Raw genomic sequence first — 13730 nt, forward strand, 5'->3', positions numbered from 1 at the left:
TTTCTTAACACGGGAGGCGGGTTCATCGTCGTGGCCAGGACAGGAACTGTGCGGCAGTCCGCTTTCCTGACCGAGGGGTCGGCACAGGCTCGATAGGACCTTTCCGAACTCTAGCAGCATCGAAATGGACCCGCAGCCTTCGGACGCCACGATCCCGCCGGGAGGTCCCGGCGGCGGGGAGAGATGGGACGGAGACGCTCGGGGCGCTCCGTCCCGGCGAGGTCAGGACTGTTTCGGCAGGGCCAGGCATTCGCCCATGCGCACCGGGCTCGCTGCCCCGAGGCCGTCGTTGAACGCGACCTGCTGCGGGCCGAACAGGACGATGGCGGTGGAGCCCAGCTTGAAGCGACCGAGCTCGGCGCCTTTTTCCAGGCGGATCGGCGCACGGGCGGCTTCGTCGTAGCGGAAGGTCTTCAGTTCGCGCTTCGGCGGCGTAACCAGGCCGGCCCAGACGGTTTCGATGGAGGCTACGATCATCGCGCCTACCAGCACCACGGCCATCGGACCGCGCTCGGTGTCGAACAGGCAGACCACCCGCTCGTTGCGGGCGAACAGCTCGGGAACGTTTTCCGCGGTGGTCTGGTTCACCGAGAACAGCCGGCCGGGAACGTAGACCATCTCGCGCAGGGTGCCGGCCAGCGGCATGTGCACGCGGTGGTAGTCCCGGGGGGACAGGTAGACGGTGGCGAAGTCGCCGCCCATGAAGGGCGCGGCCAGTTCGGCGTCGCCGCCGAGCAGTTCGGCCAGGCTGTAGCTGTGGCCTTTGGCCTGGAAGATCCGCCCGTGCTCGATCGGGCCGAGCTGGCTGATCGCGCCATCGGCCGGGCAGAGCACCGCGCCGGGCTCCTGGGCCAGCGGGCGGGCGCCATCCTTCAGGGCGCGGGTGAAGAAGGCATTGAAATGTTCATAGGCCTGCAGGTCCTCGACCTGCGCTTCGCGCATATCGACCTGGTAGCGCCGGGCGAACCAGGCGATCAGGCGGTCCTTGAACCAGGTCGCCCGGCAGTCGGCGGCGAAGCCGATCAGCCGGGACAGCAGGTGGTGCGGCAGCAGGTACTGGCTGCAGATGAACAGACGATCTTTGAACGACATTCCTCAAACCTCTACAGGGGTATCGGGGTGGTTGCCCCATTCCGACCAGGAGCCGGCGTAGCCTTTGACCCGCGGGTAGCCCAGCGCCTTGGCCACCAGGTAGGTGAAGCCGGAGCGATGGTGGGTCTGGCAGTGGGTGATCACTTCCTTGTCCGGCGTGATGCCGAGGTCCTCCAGGACTTCGGCGATATCCGCGCGGATGCGCAGGGCGCGAGCCGGGTCCATGCCGGCGGTCCATTCGAAATTGATCGCGCCGGGCACATGCCCGGCCTTCGCGGCGAGCACCTTGGTACCGGCGTATTCGCTGGGGTTGCGCGCATCCCATACCGCCAGGTCGGCGGCGCCGAGGCGGCTTTGCAGGTATTCGCGGGTCGCGCTGGGCTCGTCGTGCAACGTCAGCGGCAGCGGGCCGCCGACAGGCGCCGGGACCTCGCGGTCGAGCGCCTGGGCGTCGGCGATCCAGGCCGGCAGGCCGCCGTTGAGATAGTGGTAGCGGTGGTGGCCGATCACGTCCAGCAGCCAGATGAAGCGGCCCGCCCAGCCGCCGCCTTCGTCGTCGTAGACCACGTAGGTCGCCTCCGGGCGGTGGCCCAGCTCGCCGAACAGGGCTTCCAGGTCGGCCTTCGCCGGTAGCAGGCCGGGTGCCGGGGGTTGTCCCCACTGGGTGCGTTTGGGGTCGACGAAACGCGCGCCGGGGATATGCCCTTCGGCGTAGCGGGCGGCACTGGTCAGGTCGACCAGGATCAGCTCGGGCGCGCCCAGGCGCGGCGCGAGGTCGCTGGGCTCGATCACCAATGGCAGGTCGGAGAAAACGGACATGCGAGTACCCCCGGGTTGAAGAAGGGCAGCAGTTTAACGGAAAGCACGCCCGACCAGTGTGCCGGGCATGTCCCTCATTCCGTGCGGCGCTGGCGGCCGAACTGCTGGATCGCGCGCTCGGTGCACTGGGCGGTCTTGGCGAAGGCCTGGGCATGCAGGTCGCTGAACGGCTGGCCGCCGAGGTCGGCCAGGACCAGCATCACCACCCGCGAGCCGTTGCCCAGCGAGCGCAGCAGCAGGTGAGGCCCGGGGAACAGTTGGCGCAAGGGTTCGCCGAGGGCCGGCAGCAACTGGTCCTGGTTGTTCGGGCCGATGCGCAGCAGGGCGGGTTGCTGGAACAGTTTCTTCAGCAGCGGGCTGCTGGCAATCTCCAGTTGCAATTTCTCCTGGCCCGGTTCGAGTCCGGCGCTCTGCTGCGCCAGCACGTGTACCTGGGTGCGATCGGCCACCAGCAGCAGCATCCTTTGCAGGCCGCAGGCGCGCAGCGCATCGCGGGCACAGGCGGTGAGCTGCACCACGTTGCTGAACGGGCTGGGCTCGCGGAGCAACTCGGCGCAATGCTGCCGCCACTCGGCCAGGGCTTCCGCCGAGGGCGGCGGCGGGGGTGCCGCTTCGGCACGCCAGCGGCTGGCCTGCCAGGGCCAGATCAAGGCCACCGCCGGATGCCACAGCGGCGGCCGGGCGTGCAGGCGCGCGCTTTGCGCGGCGAGCATGTGCACCTGCTGCTGGACTTCGGTCAGCGGCTGGCCCAGGTACAGGCCGGTCAGGCGCTGCCAGCGCAGCATGTGCGGCCCGTCCCAGCTCTGGTGCGCGGCGATGGCCAGGCCATTGGCGAGGAGAGTGCAGTTGGCCGGCTGGGTCAGCCAGCGGGCGAGATCGGGCTGGGCATCGAGTTGCTGTTGCTGGAGCAGGGGCGACTGATGGTCGCGGGCGATACGCAGGGCTCGAACCAGCAGACGACGGTCGCAGGCGAGCAGGCGATAGCCCTGGATGACCCACTGCGGTAGCCGCCAGCGTTCGGCCAGCGCCAGGCAGATCGGCAGCAGGCGCATGCCGAGCAGTTCGCGCTCCACTCGCAGGGTCGGTTCGCCTTGTACCAGCACGCGTTGCTGCCATTGCTCCAGCAGCTGCGGGCGGGCGTTGGCCAGCGCCCAGACCGGAGCCATGGTCAGCAGGCTGCCCCAGTGAATTTCCTGCCAGAGCCTGGCCAGACGCGCGCCGAACAGGCCGCTGGCCTGCTGCATGGCGTGCTGGCTGATCAGCAGCATCTGCCCGAGGACCCTGGGCATCTCCGCATCCTGGATGCTCGGCAGGGTCTTCAGAAGTTGGCTCGCGCGCGCCAGGCCGAGGCGGCTGAGGGCCACCTCCAGGCTTTCCGCGGGGTTGTCGCGGGCGCTCTCGGCGCGATTGGCCTCGCGCAGGATGGACAACGCCAGTGTCGGGCTGCCCTGCAACTGGTCGGCGATCTCGCGCAGCGAGCGGCGGCTGTCGCTCAGCGCGGCGTGCAGGCCGGCATAGTGGCTGGCGGGGATCGGCAGGGGTTGCCGGTCGAGCTCTTCGAGCCAGGCGGCGAGGCGGTCTGTCATGGGTGTCGGGCTCGGTGTCGGCGAGGCGGCGAACTGGCTTTTCGAGTATTCGGACTATAGTCTTGCGGCTAGCAACCGATAACAAGAGGGAGCCTAGCAGTCCCCCTCCTTATCCTGTTCATTTCGCACGTCCGGTCCTCATGTCAAAAATCATCGGCATCATCGTCGTTTTCGCCAGTGTCCTCGGGGGCTTCCTGCTCTCCGGCGGCAAGATCGGCGCCATCATCCAGCCCTTCGAGGTCCTGATCATCGGTGGCGCGGCACTGGGGGCGTTCCTCCAGTCCAACCCGGGCAGCACGTTCATGGTGGTGCTGAAGAAAGCGCCGAAGATGTTCAGCAACCGCTTCACCCAGACCTACTACCTCGAGGTGCTGGGCATGCTCTACGAGATCCTCAACAAGAGCCGGCGCGAAGGGATGATGGCGATCGAGGCGGACATCGAAGACCCCGCGGCCAGCCCCATCTTCAGCAAGTACCCCGGTGTGCTGAAGGATGAGCGGATGACCGCCTATGTCTGCGACTACCTGCGCATCATGTCCTCCGGCAACATGGCGCCGCACGAGCTGGAAGGCCTGTTCGACATGGAGCTGTCCAGTCTCAAGGAGGACCTGGAGCATCCGTCCCACGCGGTGACCAAGGTCGCCGACGCCCTGCCGGGCTTCGGTATCGTCGCCGCGGTACTCGGCATTGTCATCACCATGGCGTTGCTTGGCGAAGGCAGCCAGGCGGAGATCGGCCACCACGTCGCCGCCGCCCTGGTGGGTACCTTCCTCGGGATTCTCGCCGCCTACGGCTTCGTCGGCCCGCTGGCCGTCGCGCTGGAGCACGATGCCAAGGAAGAGTTGAACATGTTCGAGGCGATCAAGGCCTGCCTGGTCGCTTCCGCTTCCGGCATGCCGCCTTCGCTGGCCGTCGAGTTCGGCCGCAAGGTGCTGCTGCCCGCCCATCGGCCGACCTTCGCCGAGCTCGAGCAGGCCGTGCGTGGCCGCTGAGTGGAGGCACTGTCGATAGATGGACAATAACCAGCCGATCATCGTCAAGCGCGTCAAGCGCTATGCCGCCGGCCACCACGGCGGCTCGTGGAAGATCGCCTTCGCCGACTTCGCCACGGCGATGATGGCGTTCTTCCTGGTGCTCTGGCTGCTGTCTTCGGCCACCCCGGAGCAGAAGAAGGCGATTTCCGGATACTTCCAGGACCCCATCGGTTTCAGCGAAAGCGCCAGCCCCTACGTCATCGACCTCGGCGGCACGCCGACGCCGGCGCCGGACAAGACCCTCAATCCGCAGGTCCAGGCCCAGCCGGACTCCAACGAAAGCCGGATCAGCCCCGAGCAGGACCACCAGGTCAACGCCGACCAGGCCGAGAACCTCGCCGAGCAGGTTGAGCGAGAGCGCCTGGCGCTGCTGCTGCAGGAGTTGCAGAACAAGGTCGACGAAAATCCGATGCTCAAGGACTTCAAGGACCAGATCCACTTCGAGATCACCCGCGACGGCCTGCGCATCCAGATCGTCGACGCCGCCAACCGGCCGATGTTCGACCTCGGCAGCGCGCGCCTGCAGCCGTATTTCGAGGACATCCTGCTGGCCATGGCCGAGACCATCCGCCAGGTGCCGAACAAGATCAGCATCAGCGGCCACACCGACGCCAAGCCCTATGCCGGCAACGGCGACTTCGGCAACTGGGAGCTATCGGCCAATCGCGCCAACGCCGCGCGCCGAGCACTGGTCGCCGGCGGCTATCCGGAAGGGCAGATCGCCCAGGTTGTCGGCTATGCCTCGGCACGCCTGTTCGACGACAAGGACCCGCTGAACCCGGTGAACCGGCGGATCGACATCGTGGTCCTGACCCGCAAGGCGCAGAAGGCCATCGAAGGCGAGACCGGCGCTCCCGAAGCCAGCGCCCCCGCGGCTGCCCCGGGCGCGCAACCTTCGCTACCGGCGGACGAGGTGCAGAAGAAGCTCAACCTGTTCGACGACGGCGGCAGCCTGAAGCTGGAGCAGATCAAGGGCGACTGAGGTTCAGTAGTCCGTTTCCGGCATGCTTGCCAGAATGTGCCGGTAGCTGGCCATGCGTTGCGGCATGATGCGCCCGTCCTCCAAAGCCTGGAGCAGGGCGCAACCTGGTTCACGGTCGTGCTTGCAGTCGCGGAAGCGGCAATGTCCGAGCAGGTCGCGGAACTCGATGAAACCGGCCTCGACATCGTCTCGCGACACGTGCCCCAGGCCGAACTCACGGATGCCGGGCGAGTCGATCAGGTCGCCGCCGCCGGGAAAATGGAACAGTCGCGCGGTGGTGGTGGTATGGGTGCCCTTGCCGGTCACCGTGGAGAGGTCGCCGACACGGGTGTCGACACCTGGCAACAAGGCATTCACCAGCGACGACTTGCCCACCCCGGACTGCCCGACGAAGACGCTCACGTGACCGTCCAGCGCGCCGCGCAGTTCGTCCATCGCCAGGCCATTGAAGGCCGACACCTCGATCAGCGGGTAACCCAGGGTGCGGTAGACATTCAGCAGCGCATCGATGCCTTCGGCATTGCTCTCGTCGACCAGATCGGCCTTGTTCAGCAGCAGCAGCGGCTGGATGCCGGCATGTTCGGCGGCGATCAGGTAACGGTCGATCAGGTTGGCGTGCGGTTCGGGACGCGGGGCGAAGACGATGACGATGCGGTCGACGTTGGCCGCCACCGGCTTGAGCAGCCCGCGCATGTCCGGGCGGCACAGCTCGGAGCGGCGCGGCAATTGCGCGACGATCACGCCGATGCCCTGGTTGCCGGCGCGCCAGACCACCTGGTCGCCAGTCACCAGTGCCGGCAGGTTGGCGCGCAGGTGACAGCGGGAAACCTGGCCGTCGGCGGACTCGACCTCTACCTGAACCCCGAAATGAGCGATCACCTGGCCGGTCTGCTCCGGTCCCAGGTCGCCGCCCTCCAGCTCTTCCACGGCACGCGACTCGCGACGGGCCGCCCGGGCCGCGCGTTCTTCCTGGATCTTTTCGATGCGCCAGCTCTGCCGGCGGGTCAAGTGGCGTTTGGCCATGATGCGTCCGCATGAAAAATCGGCGGCGAGTTTAACATGGGCGCGCCGCCATCATTCGCGCGGCGGCGTTCCACGCTAGAATGCACGGCATAGCGACTGGAGCGACTCCCCATGCAGAACCCGCAGAACCTTATCTGGATCGACCTGGAGATGACCGGCCTCGATCCGGACCGGGACGTCATCATCGAGATGGCCACCATCGTCACCGACAGTGACCTCAACACCCTGGCCGAAGGACCGGTGATCGCCATCCACCAGCCAGAGGAAATCCTCGCCGGCATGGACGAGTGGAATACCCGCCAGCACGGCCAGTCCGGCCTGACCCAGAGGGTTCGGGAAAGTACCGTGAGCATGGCCGAGGCCGAGGCGCAGACCCTGGCTTTCCTCGAGCAGTGGGTGCCCAAGCGCAGCTCGCCGATCTGCGGCAACAGCATTTGCCAGGACCGCCGCTTCCTCTATAGGCACATGCCCAGGCTGGAAGGCTACTTCCACTACCGCAACCTCGACGTCTCCACCCTCAAGGAGCTGGCCGCGCGCTGGGCGCCGCAGGTCCGCGAGAGCTTCAAGAAGGGCAACACCCACCTGGCGCTGGACGATATCCGCGAGTCGATCGCCGAGCTGCGCCACTACCGCGACCACTTCATCAAGCTCTGATCCGTCCGGACCGGGCGGCAGGCGCCGGCCGGGCTAGGTTTCCCCGTGGCGCCGCAGGGCCCATTCCACGTGCTCGCGGACCAGCTCCGAAGGGAACCCGCGGCGCGCCTTCAGCGCCTCCAGCACCGGGATGGTCGAGGGCGCGTTGCCCAGCCCCACCGCCAGGTTGCGCAACCAGCGCTCGTAGCCGGCGCGGCGCAGCGGCGAACCCTCGGTGCGGCCGAGGAACTCCTCCTCGCTCCAGAGGAACAGTTCGGCGAGTTCGGCGTTGTCCAGGCTGTGGCGCGGCTGGAAGTCGCCCTGCCCGGTGGGGCGGGCGAAGCGATTCCATGGGCAGACGATCTGGCAGTCGTCGCAGCCGAATACCCGGTTGCCGATCAGTGGTCGCAGCTCCAGCGGAATCGCGCCCTTGTACTCGATGGTCAGGTAGGAGATGCAGCGTCGCGCGTCCAGCCGGTAGGGGCCGACGAAGGCCGCGGTCGGGCAGATGTCCAGGCAGGCCGAGCAGCGTCCGCAATGCTCGCTGTCCATCGCCGGGTCGACGGGTAGCGGCATGTCGACGAACAGCTCGCCGAGGAAGAAGTAGCTGCCGGCCTTGCGGTTGAGCACCAGCGTGTTCTTGCCGATCCAGCCGAGGCCGGCCTGTTCGGCGATGGCCTTTTCCAGCACCGGCGCGCTGTCAACGAAGGCGCGGAAACCGAACGGGCCGACTTCGGCCTGGATGCGCTCGGCCAGTTGTTGCAGACGCTTGCGGATCAGCTTGTGGTAGTCGCGGCCGAGGGCGTAGCGCGAGACGTAGGCTTTTTCCGGCGTCGCGAGGACCTGCGCCATGCGCGTGTCGCCGGGCAGGTAATCCATGCGCAGAGAGATCACCCGCAGCGTGCCGGGAACCAGCTCGGCAGGTCGCGAGCGCTTGCTGCCGTGCGCCGCCATGTAGTCCATCTCGCCGTGGTAGCCGGCCTCCAGCCAGCGCTGCAGGTGCGCTTCGTGCTCGCCCAGCTCGACGTCGCTGATACCGACCTGCTGGAACCCCAGCTCGCGGCCCCAGTCCTTGATGGACTGGGCGAGGCGGGCGGGGTCCGGCGGGGAAAGGTTGTCGGCCAGAGGTTGGGGAGTCATGGGAGGCAACGAAGACGAGGGAAAGCGAAATGGGATAGGTATAATTCTGCCAGACTGCGCGCCTGACGCCGAATCGATCCGATGACCATGACCTTCCAGCACGACGACCTGCCACTCGCCCTCTATTCCGCCGCCCAGGTGCGCGACCTGGATGCGCGCCTGATCGCCGCCGGCACGCCGGGCTTCGAACTCATGCAGCGCGCCGCCCACGCCGCCTGGCGTGCCTTGCGCCGCCGTTGGCCGGAGGCCGCGGCGCTGACGGTGCTCGCTGGGCACGGCAACAATGCCGGCGACGGCTACCTGATCGCGGCGCTGGCGCAACGTGCGGGTTGGCGAGTGCGGGTGCTGGCGGTCGCGGCGCCGCAGCGGCTTGCCGGCGACGCGGCGCAGGCGCATGCCGCCGCGCTGGCGACCGGGGTCGTGGTGGAGCCCTGGAGCGAGTGCGCCGTGCTCGAGGGCGTAGTAGTGGATGCATTGCTCGGCACCGGCCTGGCAGGTGCCGTGCGCGAGCCCTTTGCGCAGGCCATCCGCCTGGCCAACGCCGCCGACCTGCCGGTGCTGGCGGTGGATATTCCTTCCGGCTTGAGCGCCGACACCGGTGCGGTATTGGGGGAAGCGATCAGGGCGGATCTGACAGTGACTTTCATCGGCCTGAAGATCGGGCTGTTCACTGGCGAGGCGCCGGCACGGGTCGGCGAGCTGGTGTTCGACGAACTCGGCAGCGACGCCGTCGTGTTGCAAGGGCTCCAGCCCCGGGCCCACCGTCTGGCACGAAATGCCCTGCCGAGTCTGGCAGCGCGGCCGCGGACCGCGCACAAGGGGCTGTTCGGCCACCTGCTGGTGGTCGGCGGCGACACCGGCATGGGCGGGGCCGTGCTACTGGCCGCGGAAAGCGCCCTGCGCTGCGGCGCCGGGCTGGTCTCGGCGGCGACCCGTGTCGAACATGTGCCGGCGTTGCTGGGCCGTTGTCCCGAGGTCATGGCCCATGGCGTGGCGTCGGCGAACCAACTGCTGGCCCTTGCCGAACGCGCCAGCGTGCTGGTGCTCGGTCCCGGTCTTGGCCAGCGCGCCTGGGGGCGTAGCCTGCTGAGCGCTGTCCGGTCGCGACCGTTGCCGCAGGTCTGGGATGCCGACGCGTTGAACCTGCTGGCCCTGGAACCGGTCGGAGCAGGGCCGCGGACATGGATTCTGACGCCGCATCCCGGCGAGGCCGCGCGCCTGTTGGGTCGCTCGACCGCCGAGGTGCAGGCGGATCGCCCGGCGGCGGCGCTGGAACTGGCGTGTCGCTACCAGGCGGTGGTGGTGCTGAAGGGCGCCGGCAGCCTGGTCGCCGCGCCGGACGGACGACTTGCCGTCTGTTCCCAGGGGCATCCGGCGATGGCTGGTGCCGGCATGGGTGACGTGCTGTCGGGCATCACCGGTGCCTTGCTGGCCCAGCACGTGGAGGCGTTCGAGGCGGCCTGCCTGGCGGTCTGGCTGCATGCCGCCGCCGGTGAGCGGCTCGGCGCCCAGGGGCGTGGACTGGCGGCGACCGATCTCATACCTACCGTTCGTCAGTTGCTCGAGGAGTGCAGTCCGTGTCTGAAGTGATCCTGTCCGCCGAAGGGGAAGACGCGATGCTCGAACTGGGCGGGCGCATCGCCCGGGCCAGCGGGGGGCAGGGGGTGATCTACCTGCATGGCGACCTCGGCGCCGGCAAGACCACCCTCTCGCGCGGCATCCTGCGCGGCCTCGGCCATGCCGGCTCGGTGAAAAGCCCGACCTTTACCCTGGTCGAGCCTTACGAAATCGGCGAGCTGCGCGCCTACCATTTCGACCTGTACCGGCTCGCCGATGCGGAGGAATTGGAGTTCTTCGGCATCCGCGACTATTTCGACGGCAGCGCACTCTGTCTGATCGAGTGGCCCGAGCGCGGTGCGGGCGTTTTGCCAACCGCCGATCTGGACATTACCATTACTGCCCAAGCGGGTGGACGGACACTGCGCCTGGTACCGCACGGTGCGCGGGGCGAAGCCTGGTGTGCCACCCTGACCATGGGAGCATGAGAAAAACGATGGGTTGGGGCTTGCGTCTGCGGACGTTGTTGACTGGGGTGATGATTCTGCTGGCCTGCCAGGTCGGCGAGGTTCTGGCCGCCGCGCAAATCAAGAGCGTGCGGATCTGGCGCGCTCCGGACAACACCCGTCTGGTCTTCGATCTCTCCGGTCCGGTGCAGCACAGCCTGTTCACCCTGGCCGCGCCCAACCGTATCGTCATCGACGTCAGCGGCGCCCAACTGGCGACCCAGCTCAACGGTCTCAAGCTCGGCAACACCCCGATCACCGCGGTGCGCTCCGCCCAGCGCACGCCCAACGACCTGCGCATGGTCCTTGACCTGTCGGCGCAGGTCACCCCGAAAAGCTTCGTCCTGCCGCCCAACCAGCAATACGGCAACCGCCTGGTGGTCGATCTCTACGACCAGGGCGCTGACCTGACCCCGGACGTACCCGCGACGCCGACCCCGAGCGTGCCGGTCACCCCGGTGACGCCGACCCAGCCGGTGGCCAAGCTGCCGCTGCCAACCAAGGGCGGCACCCGCGATATCGTCATCGCCATCGACGCCGGCCACGGCGGTGAAGACCCTGGTGCCCTTGGCCCGGGCGGGTTGCACGAGAAGAACATCACCCTGTCGATCGCTCGCGAGCTGCAACGCCAGATCAACCAGGTGCGCGGTTACCGGGCCGAGCTGACCCGTACCGGCGACTATTTCATCCCGCTGCGCAAGCGCACCGAGATCGCCCGCAAGAAGGGCGCCGACCTGTTCGTCTCGATCCATGCCGACGCCGCGCCGAGCCGCAGCGCCTTCGGTGCCTCGGTGTTCGCCCTGTCCGACCGCGGCGCCACTTCGGAAACCGCGCGCTGGCTGGCCGACAGCGAGAACCGTTCCGACCTGATCGGCGGCGATGGCAGCGTCAGCCTCGGCGACAAGGACCAGATGCTCGCCGGCGTGCTGCTCGACCTGTCGATGACCGCCACCCTCTCGTCGAGCCTGGATGTCGGCCACAAGGTACTGACCAATGTCGGCCGCATCACTTCGCTGCACAAGCGTCGTGTCGAGCAGGCCGGGTTCATGGTGCTGAAGTCGCCCGACATCCCGTCGATCCTGGTGGAAACCGGCTTCATCTCGAACGTCAACGAGTCGCGCAAGCTGGCCAGCGCCAGCCATCAGCAGGCCTTGGCGCGTTCGATCACCAGCGGCATCCGCCAGTATTTCCAGCAGAGCCCGCCGCCCGGTACCTACATCGCCTCTTTGCGCGCCCAGGGCAAGCTCTCCATGGGGCCGCGCGAGCACGTGGTGCGGCCCGGAGAGACCCTGGCGATGATCGCCCAGCGCTATGAAGTGAGCATGGCCGCGCTGCGTAGCAGCAACAGCCTGTCCAGCGACAACCTGAAAGTCGGCCAGGCACTGTCCATCCCGAGCACCGCCCTGGCGGCCCAGTGATGAGTGAAGCACCGCGTATCCAGCTGCTGAGTCCGCGGCTGGCGAACCAGATCGCCGCCGGTGAGGTGGTCGAGCGTCCCGCCTCGGTGGCCAAGGAACTCCTGGAAAACAGCCTTGACGCCGGTTCCCGGCGCATTGATGTGGAGGTCGAGCAGGGCGGCATCAAGTTGCTGCGAGTGCGCGACGACGGTCGCGGCATCCCCGCCGACGACCTGCCGCTGGCCCTGGCTCGCCACGCCACCAGCAAGATCCGCGAGCTGGAAGACCTGGAGCGGGTGATGAGCCTCGGCTTCCGTGGCGAGGCGCTGGCCTCGATCAGTTCGGTAGCGCGCCTGACCATGACCTCGCGTACCGCCGACGCCGGCGAAGCCTGGCAGGTGGAAACCGAGGGCCGTGACATGCAGCCGCGGGTACAGCCGGCGGCGCACCCGGTGGGGACCAGCGTCGAGGTTCGCGACCTGTTCTTCAACACCCCGGCGCGGCGCAAGTTCCTGCGCGCCGAGAAGACCGAGTTCGACCATCTGCAGGAAGTCATCAAGCGCCTGGCGCTGGCCCGTTTCGACGTGGCTTTCCACCTGCGCCACAACGGCAAGACCATCTTCGCCCTGCACGAGGCGCGAGACGAGCTGGCCCGCGCGCGCCGGGTCGGCGCGGTGTGCGGCCAGGCATTCCTCGAGCAGGCGCTGCCGATCGAGGTCGAGCGCAACGGCCTGCACCTGTGGGGTTGGGTCGGCTTGCCGACCTTCTCTCGCAGCCAGCCGGACCTGCAGTACTTCTATGTGAACGGGCGCATGGTGCGCGACAAGCTGGTCGCCCACGCGGTGCGCCAGGCTTATCGCGACGTGCTGTACAACGGCCGGCATCCGACCTTCGTGCTGTTCTTCGAAGTCGATCCGGCGGTGGTGGACGTCAACGTGCACCCGACCAAGCACGAAGTTCGCTTCCGTGACAGCCGGATGGTCCATGACTTCCTCTATGGCACCCTGCATCGTGCGCTGGGCGAGGTCCGTCCCGACGACCAGCTCGCGCCGCCGGGGGCGACCAGCCTGACCGAGCCGCGTCCGACCGGCGCTGCCGCCGGCGAGTTCGGCCCGCAGGGCGAGATGCGCCTGGCCGAGAGCGTGCTGGAGAGTCCGGCGGCACGGGTGGGCTGGAGTGGCGGCTCATCGGCCTCCGGCGGCTCCTCCGGCTATTCCGCCTATACCCGGCCGGAGGCGCCGCCCTCTCTGGCCGAGGCCGGTGGCGCCTACAAGGCCTACTTCGCGCCGTTACCCGCGGGCGAGGCGCCAGCCGCGTTGCCCGAGAGCGCCCAGGACATCCCGCCGCTGGGTTACGCCCTGGCGCAGCTCAAGGGCATCTACATCCTCGCCGAGAACGCCCACGGCCTGGTGCTGGTGGACATGCACGCGGCCCACGAGCGGATCACCTACGAGCGCCTCAAGGTGGCGATGGCCAGCGAAGGCTTGCGTGGGCAGCCGTTGCTGGTGCCGGAGTCGATCGCGGTCAGCGAGCGCGAGGCGGATTGCGCGGAAGAGCATTCCAGCTGGTTCCAGCGCCTGGGCTTCGAGCTGCAGCGCCTGGGGCCGGAAAGCCTGGCGATCCGGCAGATCCCTGCGCTGCTCAAGCAGGCGGAGGCGACCCAGTTGGTGCGCGATGTCATCGCCGACCTGCTGGAATACGGCACCAGCGACCGTATCCAGGCGCACCTGAACGAGTTGCTCGGCACCATGGCCTGCCATGGTGCGGTGCGCGCCAACCGGCGCCTGACCCTGCCGGAAATGAACGCCCTGTTGCGCGACATGGAAATCACCGAGCGCAGCGGCCAGTGCAACCATGGGCGTCCGACCTGGACCCAACTGGGCCTGGACGAGCTGGACAAGCTCTTCCTGCGCGGACGCTGAGCCTTGCAGCTTCGGGCGCAAAGCCCGAAGCTATGCGCT

Annotated in this window: 12 protein-coding genes; 7 read left to right on the forward strand and 5 right to left on the reverse strand. The window is 67.9% G+C overall.

Features of this window, described 5'->3' with window-relative positions; genetic code table 11:
• Positions 1-222 precede the first annotated feature (222 nt).
• From asd to HMPREF3014_RS31210, 3 genes are all read right to left on the reverse strand, one after another.
• Positions 223-1092, reverse strand: a complete 870-nt coding sequence (asd, locus tag HMPREF3014_RS31200) for an archaetidylserine decarboxylase (RefSeq protein WP_003095677.1) — start codon at positions 1090-1092, stop codon at positions 223-225.
• A 3-nt stretch (positions 1093-1095) separates the two neighbouring features.
• Complete coding sequence (gene rhdA, locus HMPREF3014_RS31205) at positions 1096-1911, reverse strand: thiosulfate sulfurtransferase (RefSeq protein ID WP_003102047.1); 816 nt, start codon at positions 1909-1911, stop codon at positions 1096-1098.
• Between the two features lie 74 nt (positions 1912-1985).
• Positions 1986-3497, reverse strand: a complete 1512-nt coding sequence (locus tag HMPREF3014_RS31210; protein ID WP_003102046.1) for an HDOD domain-containing protein — start codon at positions 3495-3497, stop codon at positions 1986-1988.
• Between the two features lie 140 nt (positions 3498-3637).
• Between HMPREF3014_RS31210 and motA the strand changes: the two genes are divergently transcribed.
• Positions 3638-4489: a flagellar motor stator protein MotA gene (gene motA, locus HMPREF3014_RS31215; protein ID WP_009877181.1), complete on the forward strand. Its 852-nt coding sequence runs from the start codon at positions 3638-3640 to the stop codon at positions 4487-4489.
• Between the two features lie 19 nt (positions 4490-4508).
• Positions 4509-5513, forward strand: coding sequence for a flagellar motor protein MotB (motB, locus tag HMPREF3014_RS31220; protein ID WP_034017041.1), 1005 nt, complete (start codon positions 4509-4511; stop codon positions 5511-5513).
• 3 nt (positions 5514-5516) lie between these two features.
• Here motB and rsgA read toward each other — a convergent pair whose 3' ends face one another.
• The gene (gene rsgA / locus HMPREF3014_RS31225; RefSeq protein ID WP_003113927.1) at positions 5517-6536 is read right to left on the reverse strand and encodes a small ribosomal subunit biogenesis GTPase RsgA; all 1020 of its coding nucleotides are present in this window, start codon (positions 6534-6536) and stop codon (positions 5517-5519) included.
• A 111-nt stretch (positions 6537-6647) separates the two neighbouring features.
• Here rsgA and orn point away from each other — a divergent pair, with 111 nt between their 5' ends.
• Positions 6648-7190, forward strand: coding sequence for an oligoribonuclease (gene orn, locus HMPREF3014_RS31230; RefSeq protein ID WP_003095671.1), 543 nt, complete (start codon positions 6648-6650; stop codon positions 7188-7190).
• Between the two features lie 33 nt (positions 7191-7223).
• On the opposite strand, the gene queG is transcribed toward orn, so the two are convergent.
• Positions 7224-8309, reverse strand: coding sequence for a tRNA epoxyqueuosine(34) reductase QueG (gene queG / locus HMPREF3014_RS31235; RefSeq protein WP_003110324.1), 1086 nt, complete (start codon positions 8307-8309; stop codon positions 7224-7226).
• Between the two features lie 81 nt (positions 8310-8390).
• Between queG and HMPREF3014_RS31240 the strand changes: the two genes are divergently transcribed.
• The 4 genes from HMPREF3014_RS31240 to mutL are packed head-to-tail and all read left to right on the forward strand — an operon-like array spanning position 8391 to position 13691.
• On the forward strand, positions 8391-9899 hold the full coding sequence (locus HMPREF3014_RS31240) for a bifunctional ADP-dependent NAD(P)H-hydrate dehydratase/NAD(P)H-hydrate epimerase (RefSeq protein ID WP_023087860.1): 1509 nt from the start codon (positions 8391-8393) through the stop codon (positions 9897-9899).
• Entirely contained in the window at positions 9887-10354 is a 468-nt protein-coding gene (gene tsaE / locus HMPREF3014_RS31245) for a tRNA (adenosine(37)-N6)-threonylcarbamoyltransferase complex ATPase subunit type 1 TsaE (protein ID WP_003106408.1), read from the forward strand. The genes HMPREF3014_RS31240 and tsaE overlap by 13 nt, the downstream gene beginning before the upstream one ends.
• A gap of 8 nt (positions 10355-10362) precedes the next feature.
• On the forward strand, positions 10363-11790 hold the full coding sequence (amiB, locus tag HMPREF3014_RS31250) for an N-acetylmuramoyl-L-alanine amidase AmiB (protein WP_003123571.1): 1428 nt from the start codon (positions 10363-10365) through the stop codon (positions 11788-11790).
• Positions 11790-13691, forward strand: coding sequence for a DNA mismatch repair endonuclease MutL (gene mutL, locus HMPREF3014_RS31255; protein WP_003106411.1), 1902 nt, complete (start codon positions 11790-11792; stop codon positions 13689-13691). Before amiB ends, mutL begins: the two co-directional genes overlap by 1 nt.
• The last annotated feature ends 39 nt before the right edge of the window (positions 13692-13730 follow it).

The sequence above is a fragment of the Pseudomonas sp. HMSC065H01 genome, assembly GCF_001815235.1.
Lineage (GTDB): Bacteria > Pseudomonadota > Gammaproteobacteria > Pseudomonadales > Pseudomonadaceae > Pseudomonas > Pseudomonas aeruginosa.

What these genes read in the sequence shown, in the direction of transcription:
- asd (WP_003095677.1), bottom strand. Translation starts at nt 1,092, where the DNA reads ATGTCGTTCAAAGATCGTCTGTTCATCTGCAGCCAGTACCTGCTGCCG.
- HMPREF3014_RS31240 (WP_023087860.1), top strand. Translation starts at nt 8,391, where the DNA reads ATGACCATGACCTTCCAGCACGACGACCTGCCACTCGCCCTCTATTCC.
- motA (WP_009877181.1), top strand. Translation starts at nt 3,638, where the DNA reads ATGTCAAAAATCATCGGCATCATCGTCGTTTTCGCCAGTGTCCTCGGG.
- mutL (WP_003106411.1), top strand. Translation starts at nt 11,790, where the DNA reads ATGAGTGAAGCACCGCGTATCCAGCTGCTGAGTCCGCGGCTGGCGAAC.
- amiB (WP_003123571.1), top strand. Translation starts at nt 10,363, where the DNA reads ATGGGTTGGGGCTTGCGTCTGCGGACGTTGTTGACTGGGGTGATGATT.
- queG (WP_003110324.1), bottom strand. Translation starts at nt 8,309, where the DNA reads ATGACTCCCCAACCTCTGGCCGACAACCTTTCCCCGCCGGACCCCGCC.
- motB (WP_034017041.1), top strand. Translation starts at nt 4,509, where the DNA reads ATGGACAATAACCAGCCGATCATCGTCAAGCGCGTCAAGCGCTATGCC.
- HMPREF3014_RS31210 (WP_003102046.1), bottom strand. Translation starts at nt 3,497, where the DNA reads ATGACAGACCGCCTCGCCGCCTGGCTCGAAGAGCTCGACCGGCAACCC.
- rhdA (WP_003102047.1), bottom strand. Translation starts at nt 1,911, where the DNA reads ATGTCCGTTTTCTCCGACCTGCCATTGGTGATCGAGCCCAGCGACCTC.
- orn (WP_003095671.1), top strand. Translation starts at nt 6,648, where the DNA reads ATGCAGAACCCGCAGAACCTTATCTGGATCGACCTGGAGATGACCGGC.
- rsgA (WP_003113927.1), bottom strand. Translation starts at nt 6,536, where the DNA reads ATGGCCAAACGCCACTTGACCCGCCGGCAGAGCTGGCGCATCGAAAAG.